We start from the raw sequence: 24,902 nt of genomic DNA on the forward strand, positions 1-24,902 counted from the left end.
TCATGTACAAATACGTCATTTTTTTGGTATTGATTTTTGGCTTTGGAAATGTTTCAGAGGCTCAGACAGGTCTATTTACCAATATTGCCAATCGTCATACAACCTCCCTCAATGGTAAATGGAATTATATTATTGATCCCTATGAATTTGGATATTATGATTACCGGCTCAAGGCATACGACACCAATAATTCAGGGTCTCCGGCAGCCTATTACAATAATAGCAAGGCCCAAAATAAAATGGATCTGGTAGAATACAATTTTGATGAATCGCCTGTTATACAGGTACCGGGCGACTGGAACTCCCAGGAAGAAAAACTGCTTTATTACGAAGGAACCCTGTGGTATAAAAGATCATTTGATTACCAGAAATCAGGCGAAAACAACCGGGTTTTTTTACATTTTGGAGCGGTGAATTATATTGCTGAGGTCTATCTCAATGGACAAAAATTAGGCTACCATGAAGGAGGTTTTACGCCGTTCAGCTTTGAAATAACGGCAAATCTCAAGTCTAAGGATAATTACCTGGTCGTTAAGGTGAACAATAACCGTTTTAAAGAGGCGGTTCCCACCGTGAACACCGACTGGTGGAATTACGGGGGCATTACCCGGGACGTACAATTAGTGGAGGTACCGCCTGTTTTTGTGTTGGATTATTTTATCCAGCTAAAAAAAGGAACCCGTGATAAGGTGAAAGGATTTGTGCAATTATCGGAAAGTCGTATTGAGCAACTGAAATTGAACATTCCCGAACTGAATTTTTCCCAACAACTGCAAACCGGCCCTGATGGTAAGGCTTCCTTTGAATTTCAGCTCGACGATCTTTCCTTGTGGTCACCTGAAAGCCCTAAATTGTACGAGGTGGCCATCACAACAGGGTACGAAACCCTAAAAGACCAGATTGGCTTTAGAACAGTCGAAACCAATGGAAACAGAATTTTATTGAACGGATCGCCCCTTTTTCTAAGGGGGATCAGTTTGCATGAAGAAAACACCATGCGCGGCGGCAGAGCCTATGCCGAGGCGGATGCCCTTATAGCCTTTACCTGGGCCAAAGAAATGAATTGCAACTTTATCAGGCTGGCTCATTATCCTCACAATGAGCATACCATACGCCTGGCTGACCGGATGGGAATCTTGCTCTGGGAAGAAATCCCCGTTTACTGGACTATTGATTTTTCCAATGAAGCAGTGTATCAAAAAGCCCAAAAACAACTTTCGGATGTGATCACCAGGGATAAAAACAGGGCCTGTACCATCATTTGGTCGATGGCCAATGAAACGCCTCAAAGCGAGGCCCGGAATTCATTTTTGAAGAAGTTGATCGAACATACCCGCCGGATGGATGATACACGGCTGGTAAGTGCCGCCCTGGAGCACCGGGTGAACAGTGAAGGAGTAAACATTTTTGACGATCCAATTTCCAGGGAAGTTGATATTCTTGGGTTTAATCAATATACAGGTTGGTATGGTGGACACCCGGATGATATTCCAAATGTGAAATGGTTTTTTGACCAGGGCAAACCCGTGCTCATGTCTGAATTCGGAGCAGGAGCCCTGGCCGGGCATCATGGGGATAAATATACCCGATGGACGGAGGAATACCAGGAATATCTTTATGAACAGACTATTTTGATGATGAAAGGAATGCCTGAATTATGTGGGGTGACCCCCTGGATATTGGCTGACTTCCGTTCCCCCAGGCGAAACCTTCCGAAAATTCAGGACGGGTGGAACAGGAAAGGGCTAATCTCTAATTCAGGAGATAAGAAAAAAGCTTTTTTTGCGATGCAAAAATGGTATAAGGAAATTATGGAGCAATAGGATAAATAAAATGATTTACAGGGAAATGGTCCAACTCCTAAATGAAATTCAGTATTAAAAAAAAACAAACCGAAGGTAAACAGTACATTTTCTATGGAGCACTATCAAAGAAATCTCCCCATAATCGGGAATAAATTTTACCTTCAAAAAAGTGGGTGGATTTTACTTATGTTATTTTTTTTGAATACCGTCCCGGCAACCGGACAATGGCAGGCTGCCGTGCTTGCGGAAAATTCCTGGCATTATCGCCCGGGAATATCGCAGCCTGCGGTGGGCTGGCAAACCAATGGGTTTAATGATTCCTCCTGGGATGAAGGCCCCGGCGGTATTGGGTACGGGGACGGGGATGACAATACCCAAATTCCTCAAACGCTTTCCGTGTGCATGCGGAGAACGTTCGGTATTATCGACACGGCAGTTATCCACAATATGGTGCTTTATGCCGATTACGACGATGGCTTCGTGGCTTACCTCAATGGGGTGGAGATCGCCAGGGTTAATGTCGGCTCACCGGGAATCGTCCCGGCTTTTAATGAGCCGGCCAGCGACTTCCATGAAGCCCAAATGTACCAGGGAGGGCTGCCTGAAGCCTTTACGATCCCATTAAATGAGGTTCAGGGCCTTTTGAAAAACGGATCAAATACCCTGGCCATCCAGGTGCATAATGTTAGTCTGAATTCATCCGATCTGTCGGGCATCTTTTTTCTGTTGTTGAATGTCACGGACGGTTCATATAACTATCAGCCTTTGCCTTCATGGTTTATACCACCGCTGACATTTGGCTCTTCTAATCTTCCGTTGTTGTTTGTAGAAACCACCTCGGGGCAAGACATACCCGACGAACCCAAAATCGAGGCCCATTTGGGTATCGTGGATAATGGCTCCGGGAGCTTAAATTATCTCACAGATCCTTATAATGGTTATGATGGAAAAATCGGCATTGAAATAAGGGGATCGTCCTCCCTGGGTTTCCCAAAACATAATTTCAGCCTGGAAACCCGCCTGGAAAATGGCGAAAACAACAACGTGTCTCTTTTGGGCATGCCGGAAGAAAACGATTGGGTGCTGCACGGCCCTTATTCTGACAAAAGCCTGATGCGCAATGTTTTATCCTATCATATTTCCCGGGAAACGGGAAGGTATGCCCCGAGAACCCGTTGGTGTGAATTGTATGTCAACCAGGAATACCAAGGCGTGTACGTGCTGACAGAAAAGATCAAACGGGATGAAAACAGGGTGGATATTGCCACCCTCAACCCGGAAGACATCGCCGGGGATGAACTGACCGGTGGCTACATTTTCAGCCTGGACAGGGATGATGAAGGCCCGGGAACGGGTTGGAGTTCGCCGTTTACGAATGCCGTTTTTTTTAAATTCCAGGATCCGAACCCTGAGCAATTGATGCCGCAACAGAAGGATTATCTTCAGGACTATATCAATGAATTCGAAAGTGCGATGAGCAGCCCTGGTTATGCAGATTTTTATGAGAATTATATCGATGTGGATTCCTGGATCGATTACTGGATCGCCACCGAAGTTTATAAGCATATAGACAATTTTAAATTCAGTTTCTATATGTATAAACGCAAAGACAGCAATGGCGGAAAAATCCATTTCGGGCCACAGTGGGATATCAACCTGGGCTACGGCAATTTTGATTTTGCCAAGGATGACAGTCCGTACGGCTGGTCTTATATTTGGGCCAACCTGGGGTTCCTTCGACCGTTTTGGGTGCTTACGCTTACTTCCATTCCTGAAATCCAAAACCAGACCAATTGCCGGTGGCTGGAACTGCGTGAAGGATCTTTGCAAACAGATAGTCTTTTACAATTTATCGATGATAACGCTTTGTTGCTTGAAGCGGCCCAGGTGCGCAATTTTGAACGCTGGCCCGTTTTGGGGGAATATGTTTGGCCCAATAGTTTTGTGGGCCCCGATTACGCTTCGGAAGTCAATTACCTCAAAAACTGGTTGACCGAGCGGCTGGAGTGGATGGACGACAATATGCTGGGCGATTGCAGTGCGGTTTCCTCCAAAGATCCTGGAAACAGCGAATTTTCCCTGCAGGTTTTTCCCAACCCCTTTCATGGGGAGGTTAATTTTCTTATGCAAAATCCAAAGTTTCAAAAAGGCCGGCTTTTTATTTATGACCTTTTGGGCAGAAATATTGCAGCCCTGGAACTGACTAAACTGGAAAGACAGTCCTTTTCCTTCCCGGATAATCAGGAAGGGATTTACTTTTACAAACTGGTGGTGGAGCAACGTGTGGTGAAGGTGGGGAAATTGGTGAGGGAATAAAGGCAAATCGGATCAAAATTAGGTTGACTCCAAAGAATCAACCTAACAAATAAATAATCAACTGCTCTGTCACTAAAGCCAAAAAACTCAAAGAAGTTGATGGTAAATAGAGAACAGAACGTTCTGTTTACAGTGTTTTTTTTGTTTCACATGATTAGGTAGCCCTTATTACTTGCTTCGCACCCGCCTGACAATGATGTTATATAAAGCCTTGTAGGTATAAGTCAAATCGGTGAGCAGGGGGCGTTGTTGGTATGCTTCCAGGTACCGCCGTTCTATAGCCATTATGTCTTCAATGGAATTGGGAATTTCAACATACAAGGGAGGAATGAGCCCGGGTTTGAACTGACAGCGGTATTTTTTGAAGTCTTCAGGAAACAAGTTTAAATAATGCGGACTCACCGGGCGAACACCGAACAATTTTACATCTCCTTTTACCAGGTTGACCATCATGGGAAGTTCGTCCAGCCAGTATTTTCTTAGGAAGCGGCCCAAAGGGGTAACCCGCGGATCGTCTTTGAATTTGCATCCTGAACCAAAACCATTTTGCCTGAATATGAAATCCTGAATGTATTCAGAATAAGGGTGCATGGTACGCACTTTATAGACTTTTACAGGTTTCCCATATTGTCCGATACGTTCCAGGCAAATTAAGGGACCGGTAGACGGTTTATGGCTGAAGTCCGGTTGGCTTGTTTTTTGTGCGGCAAAAAAATGTTTTCCACCAATTTTTTTAGTACCTGACAAAGCGAATCCACAGGAGAAAAGCCGACCGTAGGCTTCTATTTCTGAAATGACCCGGCCGGTTTCTCCTGACAGGTGATAATAACGATTGACGATGGGTAACTTTGTCCAGAACTCTTTGTGAAAATAGGCAAAAAACCGACTAATAATGTTTAAAGGCCACCTTTGTCGGGCCATTAAACGTTGCTTTCGGTCGCATTGGGTTTCCAGACAACCAATGATAAATCCTCCGTTGCGAAGTTTTTGGTTTGCTGCTTTAAAAAAGGCATTGATATGGGGGATATCGTTGATTTTTACTAAACATACGATGCAGCCTAAACCGCTATTATTCATTCTTTTCCGGTTTACTGCATGGATGAAACTAAGTTCAGAAGCCTTTTTTACCAAAACCAGGTCTTCCTCCGCATTGATCTTAACCCATTTTTCAACGAATTTACGAATAGAGCCCGGTATCCTGATTCCTCTTCCCTGCCGATCATTATCAGGGGTTAGTGTTTGTTCATAGATCATGGCGTTTCTCCACGTTTGTTCACAAAGGATAAACTATTCCCGGACGGGAAGTTATCCCAAAATGGTTTCTCAGGAAGCCCAGGACAGCTAACAATACAAAGGCGGACCTAATAAAACTTCCTGTTAAAAGGGGAACATTTTTGTCTAAACTTAGTCTTTAGCGTAGTTGACCATTTTTAAAGACCTCGAGTTTAGGCATTGCAAACCAGGTGTTTCAATTAATTTGGGTAAGGTTACTTAAGGGTGATTACCATGGAATCAACCTTTTTCTACACCGATAAAATTAAGGGAATTCAGGCTCATTATCCTGCCATATCATCCCAAAATACTGACATTTAATAGGAGGTAACGCCCTGGTAATAATTAGAAAATTTACAGATTTTCAAAACATTAATAAATTTTAAAACAAATGAAAATAAGAGGCGGGTTTGAACCCATAATGGGATTCAAATAAGTGGGAGAAGTAATCAGAACGGGAGTAACCAATGGAAAGGGCTACTTCTTTGAGGGTGGAATAAGTGCCCGATTCAAGTAACGCCTTGCCTTTTTCGAGTCTGATTTCTGTTAAATACTCGTTAGGCGTTTTACCGGTCGCTCTTTTTAATTTGCGATAGAATTGCCGTTCACTCAAAAAAACTGCACCGGCCATATCAGAAACGGTAAGGTTGCGATCGCTCAAATGATCCACGATAAACTCATTGACTTCCATTAACCATTTGGAATGGTGAAAAAGAGGGGGCGGTGGAAAATATGTCCTGTTCATAGGTTTAAATTTCGGCTTTCTGTTTTAAGACCTTTTCAGGTTCAGCTTTTAATTTAATAAACCAGAATTTTATGATATTTTTTAGGTTTTGAGTCCATTTTTCTTTTAACCATAAGGGGTAAGAATCTGTCCAGCGTTGTGGGTGAAAAGTAAACATAACCTTTTCAGGAAGCTTATTTTTCTTTAAGGCGTCCAGTATATCATAGGTGGATCGGAACTTTAAATTGAAGTCGTTTTTTACCTTATCCCTTATGCTGAATTTTTGGCCGTCCCACCTTCTCCCGGTATCTGTTAAATAGCAAACCCGTTGGTAATCAACATCAAAATAGGGCTCGGCGGTGATGCCGTAATCCCTGTAGTTATAGGTATTCCATATTTTTTTGTTGTCGTGTCTCGACCTGGGACTGCCATGCATGCAAATACTGGAAATGGGAGCAATGCTCCTGAGTTGGGCTAAGTGACGTTCAAAATACGTAATAGCGAGAACAGGATTCCCATGGGCCAGCGCCATGTCTTCATAATGATAACCGATCTCATGACCCATATCCGAAATTTCCCTGATGATGTTTTTATCAAAACTCTGGGGAACAATCCTGAAAAAATAGGTTGCTTTAATGCCTTTCTTCTTTTGGATTTGCGCAAACTCAAGGGCATTTAACTTTCGATCATCCACATCATGTCGAAGCACCACCACCCGCTTTCCCTGAGTGCTTTGGAATTCCCGGAAGGTTTGGAATTTATAACCTGCCTGAATCAATTCTTCAAGCAGGATCTTATAGAGTTGAATCGAAAAATCTCTCATGATGGTTTAGTCTTCCCTGGGAATGATCAGGAAAGTAATTTTTCTTTTATCGTAGATATAATAAACGTTGAAGCATGCCCGTCGCCATAGGGTTTTTCTTCAAATTTTGCGGTTTTTTCGCCTTCAATACCTTCAAGGATGGCTTGTTCAGTGCGTTCCTTTATCAAAATATTGGCCCCGGCTTCCACCGTTTCCATCCATTCTGTTTCAGGGCGAAGGGTTACACAAGGTCTTTTGAGAAAAAAGGCTTCTTTTTGCACCCCGCCGGAATCGGTGATCACTTTCGCCGCGTTTTTTTCCAGGGTGATAAAATCGAGATAACCCACCGGGTCTTTTAGCATGATGTTTTTGCCCATGATTATTTTAAACTGATCAAGATTCTTTTTTAACCGGGGATGGACAGATAACAACACCTTTTTGTCGAGATGGGAAAAGGCACTCATAATTTCCTGTAACTGGCTGGCTTTATCTACGTTATAAGGGCGATGCAGGGTGCCCAGGTAATAATTGTATGGCTTAAGTTTTAGCTTTTGGAGAATACTATTTTTCTTTTCCGCTAATTCCTGCCCCATCAGTATCATATCGAACATGACATCACCGCTGAAATATGATCGCTTGGCAAGGCCCTCATCTTCCAGGTTCCTCATGGCCAGCCGGGTAGGGGCAAAAAGCAGGTCTGAAATATGATCGGTGGCAATGCGATTGATCTCTTCAGGCATTTTTCGGTTAAAACTCCTCAATCCTGATTCAATATGTACCACGGGAAGGTTTAGCTTCGAGGCCACCAGCGCTCCGGCAAGGGTGGAGTTTACGTCCCCGATAACCACCATGGCTGAAAAGCGATGTTCCATGCATAATTTTTCCAACTCGACCATGATTTTTCCCGTTTGCCAGGCATGGGATCCGGAACCGATATTCAAATGGAAGTCGGGTTTCGGAATCTCCAATTCATCAAAAAAGATATCCGACATCGATTGATCATAATGCTGACCGGTATGAACTATTTTAAAATCCAGTCCCGATGTTTTTTTGATTGTGGAACATAGAGGGGCCAATTTGATGAAATTTGGCCGGGCACCGACCACGAATAATAATTTTTTGGACATTTTTTTAAGATTCATTATACATTTTGGGGGGGGAGATGAACCCGGAGATTTAAATTTTCCAAGCCCGATAAGAAGATGGTTTAGGGCTAAAAAAATGTTGAGTTGTGATTAAAATATATATTTTTGTAATAATCATATTTGATACTTAATGGAAAAGAGACTGGTAATATTCGATTTTGACGGCACACTCACCCGTAAAGATTCTATGCTTGAATTTACCAGGTATTTTCATGGTGTTTTCCGGTTTTACATCGGGATGTTATATCTTTCTCCGATTCTGCTCCTTTATAAAGTCGGATTTATTCCCAATTGGAAAGCAAAGGAATTTTACCTCACCCATTTTTTTGGCGGATTGCCACTACTTGATTTTCAGCAGGCCTGTGAGCGTTTTAGCCTGGAAAAAATACCGGACATTTTAAGACCTTTGGGTTTCCATCGGTTAAAAGAACACCAGGACTATGGGGATGAACTGGTTATTGTCAGTGCGGCCATTGAGTATTGGCTGAATCCCTGGTGTCATCAAAATAAACTTTCCTGCATCGGCACCAGGCTCGCCCTTCAAAACGGGTTCATCAGCGGTAAAATTGAGGGAAAAAACTGCCATGGCCCGGAAAAAGTAAAAAGGCTTACGGAGGTTTATGATTTAAAAAAATTTAGTGAAATTATTGTTTATGGTGACAGTGATGGGGATCTTGAAATGATTAAAATCGCGACGAAATACCTGTACAAACCCTTCCTGGATTGATCATTGTTCTTCCTCCAGGGAGATTAGCATCAATTGCTTTTCCGGGTTGACGTATAAGACTTCATATTTATGGGATAGTGTACTTAGGAATTTTTCCAATCCTGGTTCTCTTTTGTAATACAAAGCCCCCAACAAGGTGGCGCCTTTTCCTTTTAGCTCATCAATTACCTGTTCATTCCATTCCCCTGCCTGGATAGACCAGCCTTGCAGACCGGAGTAATGATAAATTACTGGACTGAGGTCATTACCTCCTTTGTGGATAGTGTAGGCACCTGTCATAATGATCCGGGCAGCGCCGGGTGCCAGTTGGTTGATCTCCCGTGCCAGGATCCATTCCGGCTGATGGGAGGGCATCGATTTGTCCCGGGGTAGATATCGTTCAGGCTTTGAAACCGGTGCTATGGCTAAAATGGCAATGCAGCCTAAAATTGACATAAATTTTGCCCTTTTTGGATCTATACGCTTTATTTTTAAAGCCATGTTATAAATCATTATTCCAAACCCAATGGTGCCCAGGGACACAAAATAGGCCGCCGAAGGTATGATGGTCAGTTGACGATAATGGGTATCGTAATTTCCTTCTGCTACAATGATGAAAAAACAGCCAATGGCCAACAGGTAAGCGATGAAAAGCCCTCCTTTTTTGTAAAAGAGGGCAATAAAAACACCCAAAGCCATCATTAAGAGCCCGGCATTGCCTAAAAGCATCCTTCTCAACCGGGCATAAATTTCAATATACCAGTCTAAGGTGGAAAGCATGGCAATGGTTTGAAATTTGTTGTGCCCGCCAAACTTCCCGCCGAAAACGCCAAAAACATCAATGGAATTTTTTGAAAGATGATAGGCATAAATGTACCATAACAAAGGAAGGATCATTGAAGCGGCGATAGGCATGAATAGTCCCACATATTTTTTGAACTCAAACCTGTATTTTCTAAAATAAATCCATAGCAGCGGCAAAGCCAGGTACAGACTCGTAGGTTTTAGTGAAAGAGCTAAGGAGAATCCGATAATGAAAAATACCAAATTTATTTTTTTACGATAATCGATCCACTGGGCGAATTGGTAAATTGAAAAAACGGAAAAAAATATCATTACCGGCTCGGAAAACAAGTAATTTCTGTAAAAACTCCCCAAAGGGAATATTCCCACAAACAATGCGGTCGTCAAGGCTAATACTGTCCCGGATTCCCGTTTAACGAGTTTGTAAGAAAAGACAGAAAGCATCAGATAGGCAAGAAAAGTGGTTAGCCGGACGGAATATACATTTTGACCGAAAACAAGGTACAACAAACTGGCAAAATAGGGTACAATGGGCAATTCCATTGCCGTAACCCGGGGAGGCTCAGCAGGCCATGAAACCTCTGGTTTTAAAAAATTAAAACCGTTGTGGTAATAGTTGTCGGATATTGCCAGGTAGTCAATCTCCTTCCACTCGGTTCGGTCCAGCGGCGGAGTGTCGATAATAAGGAGTCTGGCCACCGCCGTCAGGATAAGAATTATCAAAAATATAAGATTTGCCTTTTTGCCGGAAATGCCTTTGTAATGAATTATATTTTCCATTTTGTGGTCAAAATCGAAAAAAGCATCTTTAATCCATTTCATTTTAAACAGGGCTATATTTTGAAAAAAACAGAATTGAAATGACCGAGAGAACCCAAAGCAATGCATTGATCAAAAATGGTTTGTCAGTAATCATTAATTTGGTAGGATCTCCGCCGTCTTTTTTGATATAAACCAGGTAGAGGTACCTGAACACGCCATAAATGGCAAGCGGTGTGGTGGCCAGTAGCCATTGGGTACCAAACCTGCTGACTACCTCTTCTGCCATGGTGTAAAGTGAGTAGGTCACAATGGCCGCTCCCGCACTGATAAACATGAGTCCGTCCAGGAAAGGCAGGCTATACTGCTCCAGTGATTTTCGGTGTTTTCCCGCTTCGGCCTGTAACATAGCGAGTTCATGACGCCTCTTTCCAAAGACCAGTAAAAGAGCCAGCATCAGCGTGCAGATAAAAAGCCAGGGAGACACGGCGACTCCAATAGCAAAGGCCCCCGCGACGGCTCTTAATAAGAATCCCATGGCAATGATCATCACATCCACCAGCACCACCTTTTTCAGGCCCAGAGAATAGGCTAAATTCATAAGAACATAAAAAATTAAAATAATGAATAAGCCTTGATTAATAATAAAACTGAGCACCAACCCAAGACCCATCAACAGGAATAAAACGAAAAGTGCAGTAGAAACGGGCAGGTTGCCCGAAGCAATGGGCCTGTTTTTTTTTACAGGATGTAAACGGTCTGCCTTTTTGTCGCGAATATCATTCATTAAATAAACGCCACTGCTCACCAGACAAAATGCGATAAAGGCTCCCACACTCAATTGAATGGCCTGGATATTTAAAAAAGAAAGGGAGAAGAACAACGCCGCAAAAACGAGAACATTTTTTGCCCATTGATATGGGCGCATGCTGATCAAAATATTTCTAATCATTTTCGGACTATTTCAAAGCGTTAACCACATCATTTCTTCAATGAGTGATGACCACTTTTTTGATGGAATTTTTTCTTTCGGATTCAAAAGAGAAAAGATAAATGCCCGTCGGGTAATTATTGAGGTCAAGATGGTTGATCCGGGACTTTAAGTTTTCCGTAATAATCAACTGTCCTTTTGCATTGTAAATTTTTAATATTACCGGGGTTTTGTAATCGTGAATTTCAATATTTAATTTGTCGGAAGAAGCGGGGTTTGGGTATATATTGATGAGCATTCCGGCCAAAGTGTTTGTAATGGAATTGACCAGAAGGGTATCGGGGAATATTCGGTACGTTTCAAGCCTTTGTTGCCCAATTTCCACAAAAAGGTTTCCTTCCTGAATGGTCGCGGAAGCCAGGTTGGTTTCCAGATGGGTTGTTTTCTGTGCAGCAAGAATTTCCGGATTGAAATCCAGGGTAGTGGGGTGATTTAAAGTATCCATATTCCACAGCCTCAGGATCAGCCCTCCGTTTTCCATGCCTTCTTCTGCAGGTTTCAAGGCCCATAAAAGAACATTCGGATCGCTGATGCTTACCAATGAAAAGGTGTCAGGGGGGAGCATAGGGGTTTGTCCACCAATTATTTTTGAGGCCAGTGGATTTTGATGTTCCATGGCGAATTTCATAGAATTTCCTGCGTTGAAAATGTCATTATAGGTTCGCAGGGCAAAAGAATTTTCAAATTCCGTGAACCCGTTTTGATTGGAAACATTTGGATCGCCAATGGGAATCATCATCCCGCCAATTAACACGTTGATCTGGGCTGCACTTTCATCTAGAAAATCATAGGTACTGTTCCCCAGTTTCATAAAAGCAGCTCCTACGTTGGAGAGCGTAATTCTTTTGTTTGGAGTGCCAATGTCAGCAAAATGATTGAGGGTTTGCCAGTCATGCCGGATGGGTTGATCCGGCCCGGCGTAATGACCTCCGTTGGAAACGTATTTTGCTTTTAGAATGGCCCCTAATTCTTCATGCCACAGGGTAGGGTTGTCCATGTCGAAAGAGAAGGCATAGGTTCTTATGTTGTCCCCAAAAGTTTGTGAAATTTGATTGGTAATATCAATCCTTTTTAATTTTTTGTAGAGGGTAAAATAACTGGTATGCTGTAATGGATGGCCGGAGGTACAGGCAATGGTTACGGAAACAGGTCCTTTATTTAAAACAGTGGTTTGGCCGTTTGTTCCGTTTCCCTGACCAAAGTCATTCACAAAACGGCCATCGGTTTCGGATACAAATTCTTCGGATCCGTTTTCTTTGTCGATCAGACTGGTAATGACGCCCTCCGGAGTTACGGTCAATCGAAAAAAAGAATTTTCAAAAATATTTTCCTCGAAAGTTGCCGCGTCTTCGGTTTGTGATGGAACTCTGTATTTTATTTCGAAAACTTTATACCCAAGCGCCGGAACATTTTCTGCAAAAATTTGGAGCATCTGTCCTTCGTCTCCTGCATTGAATTGGAAAGGAACGGCCATATTGCTTTGAAGGTCAATTACCTGGATATTTGCACTTCCGGAGTAATGGAGTTGAACTATATCCGACCGGGTCCAACCCAACCCGTTGAACACAAAAAAGCGTGTATTTGAATTTTCCAGGGGTATTTTTTGGGCTAAGGCTTCCAGGGAGGCCTGATAAAGGGAGTCCACATAATTTGACACCTGCTCCTGGAGCATAATATGCCAGTCATTTCGTTCGGCATAACAGCATCCTCCTAGTCCGAAATTGTGTTCCCAGTAAGCGCCTAACGCCATCCATGCTTTGGTTCGTGACGGGTCATTTGGAGTATAAAACCCTGGCTGAACCAGAGATACCAGACTCGCAAGGGCCTCAGCTGTGCGCAATTTTTCGACCGAATTCCGTATCTTGGCGGTAACGGGAGCCAAGGTTGCACAGTTGATATCCCATTCATTTCCGTAAGTTACCGATTCCACAGGCAGGGTTTCCGTGTTAAAAGAGCTTTCAAAATGCTCGAAAAAATCATGCTCGTTTGAAACGTACAATTGCCTGCTGTCATTGGAGTAGTACTCTGCAAGTTCAGGGAAATAACCCGCCAAAAGTTCTAAAAAATCCCCGGCATGGCCAAAAGCCCCTGCTATGTTGTAGGGGTAATTGATGGTGTTGCATTTGGCTTCACAACTGGCAATGGCAGAGGAAATACTTGTCGCTTCCGCATAACCACCCAACTTACCTCCCCCGGGAACTGCTGAATCAAGGGAGTACCATTTCATAAGCACCTTGCTGCCATCTAATCCCTGGTAATGGTAAATTTCATGTGGTCTGTTGGCCAAAAGGGACAAGGGAACTTTTGTCGCACATCCGCAGACTCCTCTCCATGAATATTTTGCTCCGGAACCGGCCCAAAGAGAAGCTAAACCAAGGGGAAGGGTTTGGTTTTCCATGCTTACCGCCATATTGATATCCAGGTTAAATTCACGTCCCAGTTGTCCTGACCAATACATACCACGTAATACAGCCTCAGTAGGCTGGCCGCCGTAAGTGGAAACCAGCCAGTTTAAAGGCAAACTCATATGACCGCTTTGAAGATGATCGATCAGCCGTTGGAATTGTTCGGGGGTTCTGTTTTGTCGGTAGGTATAGGCATACCAGGAACAGTCCAGGTTATATCGATTTTGATAAGGCCCCGGCATGTTGAGGGTAGCCTCTGTCAGATCGAGATGGAAATCTATTTCGTTGAGGGCAACCGACTCGTAATCTTGGGCGCTGGCCGACCAAAAAAAGTCGGTATGATTATCGTTGGCCAGATAAATGTGTTTGAGTTGTGCTTCAAGGTGTAAGGGAGTGAATAAAATAATGCATGACAAGTATAACCATAAGGGGCGCTTAAGCTGAAATATTCTGCACATTTGAAATGATTTTTTATGGAAAGGTTTTGGAATCAGGGTTTTACACGAAAATCTCCATTTTTTTGCCACTTATTGACAAATGAGAACTGTATCATATAGGTATAAAAAAAAGCGAGCCAAAGAAGAATAAAAGGAATAGTCAATACAAAATACCTGCTGATTGCCGCAACCAAAATGCTTCCTCCCAGGTAAATTAGGATGAACAAGGACAGGAAAAAAATCTCGGGAGGAATGGATTTTCGGTGTATCCATGCAGGAAAGAGACTTAATAAAAAGGGAGCCAACAGGAGAAAATGAGTAAAAAGGTATTTATATGTGGCCCAAACCTGATACTCGAAGGAACTCGGGCCATGACCGACCAACCGTAATATATTGGCGATGATATTTTTCAGATAACCCTTCGGGTTTTCCAGGATATTTTCTTTGGCGCGAGCGATCAATGCATCATTGCGTTCCACATAGGGGAGTTGAAAAATGGAATCAATGAATTGAACATGAACAGAGTCCACCTCCTGTCCTCTTCTTTCGTAAATACTGTCAATTGAAATGAAAGACCCAAATTCCCCGGGCAGGGATGAACTCATCCAGTACAACTGTTCCCCTCCGTTGGAAGAAAAATAAAAATGCCTGCCCGTAAGCGAATGGGTATAAACCAGGTAGGGGAGTACAAACAAAAATCCCAAACCCATGGACAACGCCCATTTTAATCCCGGCTTGTTTTTGGTGATTAAATAATAGATAAGGGATAGGATTAGCGTTACCAGGATGACGTAGGAAAAAATGTCTCTTGTCAGGGCCAGGTAACCCACCATCATGGCGGCTAAAATGATGTGGATTATTTTGTTTTTGGGGGAACGAGTCATTTTGATGATAAAATAGATAAATCCACACAATAAGAAGAGTGCCAAAGGTTCTGTATTGTTCCACTGAAGACGTATCAGCATAGGCCAGTATAACCCTAATGCATAGGCAAAAAGGGTGGCGCCTCGTTTGGGGAGATAAAACAACAAGCTTTTATAAAAGAAAATAATGGCAAAGAAAAAAAGAACGGCACTGACCATTTTGGGAGCCAGAGGCGGTAAATTGAGGGCAACAAAAGCCGCGAGATAGAGAGGGTAACCAGGTCCGTTGATGAGGTTCGGGTTATCAGGAGTGGTATAAAATCCTTGTGTAAGGTTTTCTGCATAGGCAAAATACCTTATTTCGTCTCCAAACAACGCACTTTGTCCCCTGGTAAGCACCAGGAAAAAATACAATAGAAGCAAGGGGAAAAACTTAAGTAAATCTTTCATGATTAAAAGCTTTGGTAAACATCAGGCCCTGTTTCTTTTTGGTTGTTATTGGATTCTTTTGGGTTAAATTTATTTTGGTTTTTCAACAGGGTAGTGTTTATATGAAAGAGTTCGTCGAAGTAGCGTTTGTTTTGGAGGGATAAAAAACCGGTACTCAAAAATTGCAATGAAGTGATCAGGGTTATTCCACCTACCATGAAAGAGTAAGGCCGTTCTTTGAATACGGTGGCTACAGCCAATCCGAAACGATCTTCAAAATTGCCAAGCACTAGTGGGATTTCAGGGAGAATGTTGAATGTCTGGATGAATATCCAGGCGATAATGTAAACGGAGATCAGGAGGAGAACCAATCCGATGCTCATAAAAAAAACATAGGGGCGGAAAATAAAACCAGACATGAGTCCGCCTGTTATTCCGTTGAAAATCCGGATGCTGGAGGAACGTTTTTTCCCTATTCTTTTTTGAAAACTCCAATCTAAATGTGCCGGAATTTCAATCACCCTGGCCCTGAGAATAAAACTTTTGAATATGATTTCGGGGTTGATGGCATAGGTGCTTGATTTCAGGTTTAGGTTTTTCAGGAAGTCCTTTTTGTAGGCCCTCACCATACCTGTAAAGGTGTTGATTCTTCCGGGAGCCATAATCCTCATGATCCTGTTTACCACTTTGCTTAATACCAGCCTGAAAACCGGGACAGCAGTATTTTTCCCACCTTTCATGTAAGGAGAAGCAATGACGATGTCCGCATCTGTTTCCTGTAATTTTGACAACAACCGGGCAATATGATCTTCGGAATAAGTAAGGTCTATGTCCATGACCACAATGTATTCTCCAGTGGCTTCCCTGAATCCTGTTTGAAGGGCTTTCCCCAGGTTACTGTTTACCCGGTGATGAAAAACCTTTACTTTTGGATTCTGCTGAGCGATTCTTTCTGCCAGCACTCCTGTTTCGTCTGTGCTGCCGTCATCAATAACTATAATTTCCCAGCCATATTCTTGTTCCAGCCCTTGCATATAGGCGCATAGTTTATGCAAATGATTTTCTATGATGGCCGCCTCGTTAAAAGCTGGAGTGAGGATGCTCACAAAAGGTATTTTAGGCTTTCTGATGTTGGGTTGAATGGTTATCTCTTCCACACCAGGTTCTGGCAAAATGGTACTTTTATCAGGCATGATGAGTTATTTTTTTTATTCCATGATCCTTTTGAACCGGTAGATTTTTTTCCGATGTTTTCGGATCCCGGGTTTTCATTGGTCTTTTTCCTGAATGGTGACTTTCCATTAGGGATTCATAATATTTACTCATATTGGTCAGTTGAAAATGTCGGTTGAGTTTTTCCATAACATGATTGAAGACCTCCACTTTGCGTTCGCTGCTGATATCCATGCCCGGGAAAAATTTAAGTTGGGGAATCTGGTCTCCTCCAATCAGGTCAAGGGGATGCAACAGGTAACTGGGCCGGGTCCGGGTCAATTGACACAATCGTATTGCCAGGTTTAGATAAAGATCCATCAGGCGTAATGACAAACCACTTAAATAGAGCAGGTAACTGAAATGAAAGGGTATTTTGATTACAGGAATGGTGGTAACGGGAATTTCCATTATGGTTTCTTCCCCGGGCAATTCCCATAAATAAGGTTTTACCGGGCGTAATCCGTCAGAGAAAGTGCCGAAGAGCTCTTTACGGGTCTCCCTTTCTTCTTTGCTCAATTTGGCGGTTCGGAAATAGTACATCCTTGCCAGGGGGCCGATGTAAGTTGGCAAGGTGGAGGCATCAAAGTGATAACCTCTTTCTTTGAGCACTTCGAGTAGCCCGGGACTCCAGCTGAACCCAGGGCCCCGAAATCCCTTAGTCAACTGGCCGGTTGCCTTTTCTATGGCTTCTTCGGTGAAGGCGATTTCCTCCGTGATCTTTTCCCTGGAAAAAGTATGCAGCCATGATTCGTGGTTAAAGGAGTGGTTGCCAAGTTCATGGCCATTTCGAACGAGCTCCTGGAGGTAGTCCTTGTTTTTTTCAAGCGCCGCATCTCTGCCTACAATGAAAAAAGTTATTTTAAGGTTCAGCTTATTGAGTACATCAACCACATGGGGAACAAAAGCATCGAGATAAGAAGGGTATTGATCCCAGCCCTGATCTCCGTGAATTTTCATATAAGTCCACTGGTTGTCAAGGTCAAGAGATAGGCTTGCCAAAGGTTTATGCATAAGTTTCATATTCTGTTTTGCGATTTATGGCTTTTTTAAGGAGCTCGGGTAAGGCCTTGTCAACAACCTGTAGGGTTTCGTTTACATTAAGGGTCCCGTTAACAATATGAGCGGAGTTTAAAATGTGAACTCCAGGAAGGGAAGTCGATACCGCGGGAAGTTTTTCCGAGTATTTGAGCGTAGGGAGCGCAAAGACATAAGGGGCTCTGCTTACCCTGAACGCGACCACATCCTCCTCAGATAAATGCGGATACATGTTGAGCAAACTGGACAGGAATAAGGTTTTTATCTGTTCGTCATTCCAATGAAAAATCGGGTTGCTGCTCTTGGCATAACGAGGCAGATAAATGAGTGAGTTGCCGCCAAAAAATTCGGGGTCAACAATATTGGTCATTTCGATGATTCCCGTAAATGGTGATTTGTCTGTCACGTTGGTAACGTAATAGGGGGAAATGCTCTTTTTGAGCAATAAGGACGCACAAATTACCCCGAGATATTCTATATTTTGATGCTGCTGAACTTCCCTGCGGAGTAAATCTTTGCATATTTCTGCCGCTATGGAGGAAGGGGTGGTGACGATTACCTCATTGAACAGATCCGGTTGATTTTTGGCTGTTTCCACCATAACATTTCCATAATAATCCCGGTAAATGCAGGTGACCTTATGAGCTGTTTTAACATGAACTCCCTGCTGAATCAGCTGTTCCTTGAAACGTTTTAAAATAGTTGCGTATCCTCCTTCCACATAACCGAACATTTCTTTTTTGAGCCCCGTCCGACGAGCCTTGTACATGCGCTGGATGGTTGTCCAAATAAAGGCAGCGGAAGTGTGTTGGTAGTTGTCTCCCAGTTTTGCCCTGAGCAGCGGCAGCCATATTTTCTCAAAAGTGTTGCTTCCTGACCATTTTTTTAACCAGTCTGCCACCCTGATATTTTCCAGCCGCTTCCAGTTTTTTATTTTGGAGGCGTAAAAAATAGTAAAGCCCAGCCTCAGTTTATCCAATATCGATAGGGGAGGGAAGCGTAAAAATTCCATGGTATTCGACATTGAGTATAGTTTGCCGCCGGTATAAAATCCGGTTTTGGTTTCCACCCAATTTATGGTTTCTTCCAAGCCGATCTCTTTCAGCAGGTTTCTCAGCGTGGTATCAGAGCGTAAAATGACATGGTAGTATTTGTCCCAAAAGTATTGATCCAATTTCCACGTTGAAGTGAGCCCGCCGGGGGCATTTGCTGCTTCCATCAGGGTCACCTCATGTCCTGCTTGAGATAGTTTATGGGCCAGGTACATTCCGAGCATTCCGCCTCCAACAATGCCCCAGTGTTTTTTAGAAATATTCATAACCATTTTTTTGTCAATGATAATTTCAACATTCTCTAAATAAGACAAAATTGCTTTGCTGCACAAAGAGCGAGTAATGGGATAAATCCTCGATAATCGTGCAGGGGGGCTACAGGTCCGGGAGGAACCAGGTCGCAGGCTGTGTTGCAACTGGCGGCCAGTTTTCGGATGTTTTTGAAATCAGCCTTGTTGTACGATTCGGTAACAAAATGATCGTTCAAAAACTGTATGGTCTGAACGACTTCATTGGAGCAGCCTTTTTCAACTATTTTAAAGGTATCATGAACGAAATCAATGAATTTCTTATCGGGTATTTTACTTCCGCGGCCGATTCCGGTGTAACTCATTTCAGCGGACTCCATGGTGGCTCTGTTGAACAAGTTGCAGGCATCAATAATTCCGTTTAATTTTTTGGCCCCACGGAGAATCCGCTCGATTTTTGTCAGGTAAATTTTATGTCCGGTAGCAAATAAAATAAGGTTGGCTTCCCGTATTGCCGCCTCCAGGTCATTGGTAAAATATTTGACCAATCCCGCTTTCAGGAGGTTCTGGTCGTCTTTTTTTACGAATGGATCGTGTAAGATAACTTCAACTTCCCGACCCATCAGTGCTGATGCTAATACGATCGAAGGAGAGTTCCTGGTGTCTTCGGAATTGAAACGGTAGGCAGTCCCTAAAATGGCGATCTTTTTATAACGGAGGGATCCGAATTTTCTTTCTGCCAACCGAATGGTTTCTGCCGGGGAAGCCTCATTGATTTCTCTTGCCTTGAGCAATAGGCTGTCAGAAGTGTCAGATCCGCTTTCGATCTTTCGCCACAAAAGCAGGATGCCGTCTTTGGGTAAACAATGACCACCCACACCCAGCGTTGGGATCAGTAAACCACCACTGGGGACGGCATTGGGATTAAATGAAGCCTCATCTTCAAGGGACAGCCTTTTGTTGACTTTATCACGTAGATGGTAAAAATCAAGGTCATGTTGATCGCAATACCTTACCACTTCTGTTGAGAAAGCTATACGAACATCACGATACGCATTTTCCAGGGTTTTGGTTATTTCGGCACTTAAGCTGTTGGTGATGAAAAGTTTTCCTTTTGTAACAATATGTTCGTAAACTGTTTTAATGATCCGGCCCGTTTCGGGGTGAAGTCCTGCAACGAGTTTGTCGGAATCGGAAATCCTTTCCACCAGCCTGCCCGGCATTACCCGGTTGGGGCTGTTGCCCAATAGGATATCTTGTCCTTCGATCAGTCCAAATTTTTCGAAATGTTCCTGAATGACAGTACCCATGGAGGAAGGGGCAAGGGTAGATTCAAAAACGATGACAGGAACTTTTTCTTCGGGCTTTTTTTGAAGAACTTCAGCTAATGCCGTAAGGGCTTCAAACATAGGGCCATAATCGGGTTCAAATCCCTTTTTGTCCGTTTGAACACAGATGAGGATCATGTCAGCATCGGCAATGTCATAATAGTGATGAGTGGCCGACAAAAGTCCTGCCGCTACAGCTTCTTTTACGATTTCTTCCAAATGAGGTTCTATGCCTCCGATGACAGATTGGCCGTTATTGATGGCATCGACTTTCCATCCGGAGTTGATCGAGTTACGTTGAACGACGACAACCTTTGCCGGGGTATCGGAATCCAGTTTAATACGTGCATGGGCAAGCAGGGCCGCCATGGGCATTCCTACAATGCCAGGACCGATCACTCCTATTTTGTTAAGTTTCCAGGAAACAGTATGGTTGTGATTGAGTAATATTTCCATAATTCTATTGGGATAGGTTAAAGAATTTTAAACAATTTTTTTGTCTATAAACTGCTGGAACCAAAGCTCCAGACAAAGAGCGCCCCAAAGGGTTCTGCCATAGGATCGTTCATTATCAATGAGTTGTTCCATTTTTTTTGGATCGAAAATGCCTCTCTTTTTGCAGTTCGGGCAAAGAAGTGTGTCTTTGATAAAATCAGACGCCCCGTTTTTGGCCCATATGGAAAGCGGAACAGGGAACCCCATTTTATCTTTTCGATTTAATATCTCAGGAGGTAAAATATTCCTGGCGGCTTTTTTGAGGATGTATTTCATTTCCCCGCCTTTGAACTTCATGGCTACGGGCATGGAGGCAATGAGGTCGACAATTCTTTTGTCGAGTAACGGGACACGGGATTCAAGGGAAACAGCCATACTCACCCTGTCTTCTACCTGCAGCAATCCGGGAAGGCTGCCAAACATGTCGAAGTTCGTCATTTTATTAAAATAGGACCTGGTGTCCGGGTGGTTAAACAACTGTTGGAAATTGCTGAATATTTGTTCCTTATTGTAACGTTGACGAAAATCTTCCGTGTAGAGATCAAGGGTGCTTTCACTTCGATCGATCAGGTGAAAATACCGACGATCCATGTCTTCGAAAGCGCCTGTTCTCCAGAAATTTCGCATCATGGGAACATACTGTTTTAAGGAAGGTAAATTGGGTACGATGGACTGAAGTGAGACAATGTGTTCTCCTTCGTCATTCGTCTCGTAAATGGCTCCCTTCAAGGCTTGTTCCAGGTAAGCGATGACGTATCGGGTGTATCCGCCGAATATTTCATCACCGCCCTGACCCCCAAGGATTACTTTCACTTTTCCGGAAGCCATTTTGGAAACCATATACTGAGGAAACAAACCCGGGCCAACCGTGGGCTCATCCATTTGGTAAATGAGTTTGGGCAGGACTTCAACGAAATCAGCCTCTGTCGGGTAAATTTTAAACATTTGGGCATTACAATGCCGGCCGACAAGATCGGCATAACCGGTTTCATCAAATTCGGAACCTTCCCGGAATGCACCGGTAAAAGTTCTAAGGCTATCAGGAACATGCCGCGAAGCGAGTAGGGTCACGATGCTGGAATCTATCCCACCACTGAGGTAGGTCCCCAGCGGAACATCACTCCTCAACTGGATCTTAATAGTGTCTTCCAGGAGCCGTTGGAGTTCGTACACAAAATACTCCAGCGTATGGTGAGTATCAATCCGGAAGGTGGGCTCCCAATATTTTACCAGCCTGTTTTTGAGGGAATCATTTAAATCAATGACCAAAAAGTGTCCGGGTAATACTTTGTTTATATTTTTAAAAAGTGTTTTTTCTCCCAGCACAAACTGGAAAGTGAGGTATTCGTTTAAAGATTCCTGGTTGAACTCTGCCTGCACATCAGGATGGGCCAAAATGGCTTTGATTTCCGATGCGAATATATTTTTTCCTTTGTCGTAATAGTAATAAAGCGGTTTGATGCCAAAATGATCCCTGGCGGCAAGGAGTAATTGTTTTTTTGTGTCGTAAAGCAAAAAGGCAAACATCCCATTCAGCAGGGCTATGGCATCTTTCCCGTATTCCTGGTACATTTTCAGGATCACTTCAGTATCCGAATGGGTTTTGAAATGGTATCCCTTTTGAACCAGACCCTGACGGAGTTCTACATAATTATAAATCTCTCCGTTAAATGCAATGGTGCAATCGTTATCGGTCATGGGCTGGTGTCCGCCGGAAAGATCAATGATAGATAACCTTTTATGAAAAAATCCAATTTGATTTTCAATGAAGATGCCTTCATCATCCGGTCCCCGGTGATGCAGGGTATCGCCCATTTTCTTTAGCAACTTTGCATCTATTGGCAAATGCATTTTATGATGTATGGCTATGATTCCACACATAGGGTTAATTTTTGAAATTTGTGAGCCAAATTTTCATTGTTCCGGAAGGTTAAGCATTTGGTTTCTGCTTTGTGGATAGTATTCTACAAACCAAACCATGAACGCTGCCAGGTTAATTTTATCCCGGAGTAATTTCTGACGTCGGGCCTGCCATTGTTCTTTGAGATCAGGGAGCTTTAAAAGTTCATTTAGCTTTTGGAGCAGTTTTTCGAAATCATCAGGATGGAATCCAAAGGTCAGTCCGTATTTTTTTTCCTGTTCCTCCAGGTAAGAAATTTTGCCAGCGAAAGTGTTGCACCTGAGGGATGGAACGCCCATGACTGCAGCTTCTGAGGTCATCGTCTGGCTATCGCCGAGGAACAGGGTGGCGTAGGCCATTAATGAATGGGCCTTCTCGGGCGATACGGTCATTTGGAATGGCTGTAATTCCGGTTCTATACCCCGTTCGGTGGTGATTAAAATTTTTCCGTGGGGTTTTAAAACCTCAATGAGTTTAAGCTTTTGACTGAGGCTTAACCCTTTTATTCCTTTATCATGATGCGCCTTAAAAACATTGAATCTCATGATGAAAAACTTCTCACCCGGCTGCAGCCCTATTTCGTTTAACACGGAAGGATCCGGCTTGAAATGATCAGGGTGTAAATAGGCCAGTTCATGATATCCCGGATAAAAAATGGTGTCTTGCCGTTTCCGTTTTCCTTTTAACACATCCGGAGAAAGCAAACTCGATGCAAAAGGATTGACATATTGGGTGACTAGTGGTTGTACTTCGTCATCATCATCATCAAAAACGATGGATTGTATCCTGGAAATTCTCGATACATGGGCTATGGTTACGGAGGTTCCAATGACAATGGCAATGTCATGTTTTTTACAGAATTTCCATAAAATGAAATCGTACCAAAGCTGTTTAAGGATTTTCCCGAAAAGCCCATCAGACTTTTTAGGAAAGACTTTATACCTGAAACCGTAGGCATCCAACAGCCTTTTTGCCATGGGAATATCCTTGACGGTCCAAAAGACCTGATGCCCTTTTTTTGAAAGTTCGTTGGCCAGATTTTTGTAATAATGTACATGAGCAGGATGGCCGATATCAATCAGGACTTTCATATTGATTTTTTTAATAAATCATTGTAAGGGAGAAAACTCATAGCACTACTTCAGGCTTTGATAAATTTTCAAACCCCATTTTCCGCATGCATAAAGCGGCTTGTTGATTACAGTTAAGAACCTGCCGTACGATACCATTTCTCCACCAAAAGGAGCTTTGAAATCACGAACGCCATAAGGCTGATCTGGCTGGCCGGCCCCCATGAAATCCATGTGTTTGAACCTGTTTTTTAAACCATAATCGATAGAAGCCCAGGCTGCCAAAACCCCGGCGAAAACACCTGGGGCAACATCTTTCAGCCCACAACGGAACCAATCGTAAATTACCTTATCCTTGAATATCGGGCAAAAAGCGCCGCCGATTATTTTTCCGGAATAGGAAATCACGAACAACTTGCCAGTCCCATATTCCCATCCCTTCAAAAAAAGGTCAATGCCGGGGATCGGTTTTTTAACTTTTTCCTCGTAGAGTTTTTTGAGGATTTGGTAAAATGCTTTTACTTCTGATGCTGATTCAGCCTCTTTGATTCTGGCACCTGACGTTATACTTTTGGTTATTTGCCTTCTTTTGTTTCCTTGCATTCTTTTTAACACCGCCGATTCATTATCCAATTTTACCAGGAAATTCAAATAAGGCTGGAACTGAAAGCCATGGGACTGGAAGCTCTCCTGCATTTGAGAAAGGTCGAAAAGATTCCTGAACTCAATAAAAATAGCCCGCCCGGAAGCATGATTCATAAGGCCATCCAGTAAGGGACAGAGGGTATCATTGTCATTAGTATCTTTAATAAGCGGGCCTCCCAATACGATCAGTCTACGTGACAACCAGGATTTTACCCCTTTGCCGTTGGATTGAAAAACTCCCAGAAGTGACCCGCTTATTTCAAAGTTTTCGTTTATGGCCAGCATGAGAATGGGAGCGAATTCGTCCACGGCGTCAGAAAGGCTGAAAAAGTCAGCACTCTGAAAGTAGTTGCCATCAATGTGCTGATCCACAAACTGTTGGAAGGCTTCAAAATGATCGCCAGAGGCAAAGCCCTGATAGTCTGTGTATAATTTAATGCTCGTCATTTCCCGGGA

18 protein-coding genes are annotated in these 24,902 nt (G+C 43.1%); 3 read left to right on the forward strand and 15 right to left on the reverse strand.

All coding sequences use genetic code 11. The features are described 5' to 3' along the window. Nucleotides 1–2: 2 nt before the first annotated feature. Together H6571_00800 and H6571_00805 are read left to right on the forward strand one after the other, a co-directional pair. The gene (locus H6571_00800; protein ID MCB9322255.1) at nt 3–1,823 is read left to right on the forward strand and encodes a beta-glucuronidase; all 1,821 of its coding nucleotides are present in this window, start codon (nt 3–5) and stop codon (nt 1,821–1,823) included. 93 nt (nt 1,824–1,916) lie between these two features. After that, a complete protein-coding gene (locus tag H6571_00805) occupies nt 1,917–4,121 on the forward strand; it encodes a CotH kinase family protein (protein MCB9322256.1) in 2,205 nt (734 codons plus the stop codon). 168 nt (nt 4,122–4,289) lie between these two features. Here the strand turns inward: H6571_00805 and H6571_00810 are convergent, their stop codons facing one another. The 4 genes from H6571_00810 to wecB all read right to left on the reverse strand — a co-directional run bounded on the left by H6571_00810 (nt 4,290) and on the right by wecB (nt 8,046). After that, nucleotides 4,290–5,375: a sugar transferase gene (locus H6571_00810; protein ID MCB9322257.1), complete on the reverse strand. Its 1,086-nt coding sequence runs from the start codon at nt 5,373–5,375 to the stop codon at nt 4,290–4,292. Nucleotides 5,376–5,775: 400 nt separating this feature from the next. Beyond that, nucleotides 5,776–6,138 (reverse strand): helix-turn-helix transcriptional regulator, encoded by a 363-nt coding sequence (locus tag H6571_00815; GenBank protein MCB9322258.1) that lies wholly within the window; start codon nt 6,136–6,138, stop codon nt 5,776–5,778. Between the two features lie 4 nt (nt 6,139–6,142). Then, a complete protein-coding gene (locus H6571_00820; protein MCB9322259.1) occupies nt 6,143–6,940 on the reverse strand; it encodes a hypothetical protein in 798 nt (265 codons plus the stop codon). 26 nt (nt 6,941–6,966) lie between these two features. Beyond that, a complete protein-coding gene (gene wecB, locus H6571_00825; protein ID MCB9322260.1) occupies nt 6,967–8,046 on the reverse strand; it encodes a UDP-N-acetylglucosamine 2-epimerase (non-hydrolyzing) in 1,080 nt (359 codons plus the stop codon). Between the two features lie 148 nt (nt 8,047–8,194). Here wecB and H6571_00830 point away from each other — a divergent pair, with 148 nt between their 5' ends. Beyond that, complete coding sequence (locus H6571_00830; GenBank protein ID MCB9322261.1) at nt 8,195–8,791, forward strand: HAD-IB family hydrolase; 597 nt, start codon at nt 8,195–8,197, stop codon at nt 8,789–8,791. Here the strand turns inward: H6571_00830 and H6571_00835 are convergent, their stop codons facing one another. Genes H6571_00835 through H6571_00885 form a run of 11 tightly spaced genes read right to left on the reverse strand, consistent with a single transcriptional unit; the run spans nt 8,792 to nt 24,893 of the window. Continuing rightward, a complete protein-coding gene (locus H6571_00835) occupies nt 8,792–10,396 on the reverse strand; it encodes a glycosyltransferase family 39 protein (protein MCB9322262.1) in 1,605 nt (534 codons plus the stop codon). It lies immediately after the preceding gene. 1 nt (nt 10,397) lies between these two features. Next, nucleotides 10,398–11,285, reverse strand: coding sequence for a decaprenyl-phosphate phosphoribosyltransferase (locus H6571_00840; GenBank protein MCB9322263.1), 888 nt, complete (start codon nt 11,283–11,285; stop codon nt 10,398–10,400). Nucleotides 11,286–11,322: 37 nt separating this feature from the next. Further along, entirely contained in the window at nt 11,323–14,187 is a 2,865-nt protein-coding gene (locus H6571_00845) for a T9SS type A sorting domain-containing protein (protein ID MCB9322264.1), read from the reverse strand. A gap of 32 nt (nt 14,188–14,219) precedes the next feature. Beyond that, nucleotides 14,220–15,479 (reverse strand): hypothetical protein, encoded by a 1,260-nt coding sequence (locus H6571_00850; protein ID MCB9322265.1) that lies wholly within the window; start codon nt 15,477–15,479, stop codon nt 14,220–14,222. A 2-nt stretch (nt 15,480–15,481) separates the two neighbouring features. Beyond that, nucleotides 15,482–16,651, reverse strand: coding sequence for a glycosyltransferase family 2 protein (locus H6571_00855; protein MCB9322266.1), 1,170 nt, complete (start codon nt 16,649–16,651; stop codon nt 15,482–15,484). Further along, nucleotides 16,644–17,684 (reverse strand): polysaccharide deacetylase family protein, encoded by a 1,041-nt coding sequence (locus tag H6571_00860; GenBank protein MCB9322267.1) that lies wholly within the window; start codon nt 17,682–17,684, stop codon nt 16,644–16,646. The genes H6571_00855 and H6571_00860 overlap by 8 nt, the downstream gene beginning before the upstream one ends. Continuing rightward, the gene (locus H6571_00865) at nt 17,677–19,026 is read right to left on the reverse strand and encodes an NAD(P)/FAD-dependent oxidoreductase (GenBank protein ID MCB9322268.1); all 1,350 of its coding nucleotides are present in this window, start codon (nt 19,024–19,026) and stop codon (nt 17,677–17,679) included. The genes H6571_00860 and H6571_00865 overlap by 8 nt, the downstream gene beginning before the upstream one ends. 35 nt (nt 19,027–19,061) lie before the next feature. After that, nucleotides 19,062–20,792 carry a nucleotide sugar dehydrogenase gene (locus H6571_00870; protein MCB9322269.1) on the reverse strand — a complete coding sequence of 577 codons (1,731 nt, stop codon included), beginning with the start codon at nt 20,790–20,792 and terminating at the stop codon, nt 19,062–19,064. 27 nt (nt 20,793–20,819) lie between these two features. Beyond that, on the reverse strand, nt 20,820–22,712 hold the full coding sequence (gene asnB / locus H6571_00875) for an asparagine synthase (glutamine-hydrolyzing) (GenBank protein MCB9322270.1): 1,893 nt from the start codon (nt 22,710–22,712) through the stop codon (nt 20,820–20,822). A 33-nt stretch (nt 22,713–22,745) separates the two neighbouring features. Further along, complete coding sequence (locus H6571_00880; GenBank protein ID MCB9322271.1) at nt 22,746–23,822, reverse strand: DUF354 domain-containing protein; 1,077 nt, start codon at nt 23,820–23,822, stop codon at nt 22,746–22,748. A gap of 45 nt (nt 23,823–23,867) precedes the next feature. Next, complete coding sequence (locus tag H6571_00885) at nt 23,868–24,893, reverse strand: hypothetical protein (protein MCB9322272.1); 1,026 nt, start codon at nt 24,891–24,893, stop codon at nt 23,868–23,870. Nucleotides 24,894–24,902: the final 9 nt, after the last annotated feature.

The organism is Lewinellaceae bacterium (assembly GCA_020636105.1).
Classification (GTDB): Bacteria; Bacteroidota; Bacteroidia; order Chitinophagales; family Saprospiraceae; genus BCD1.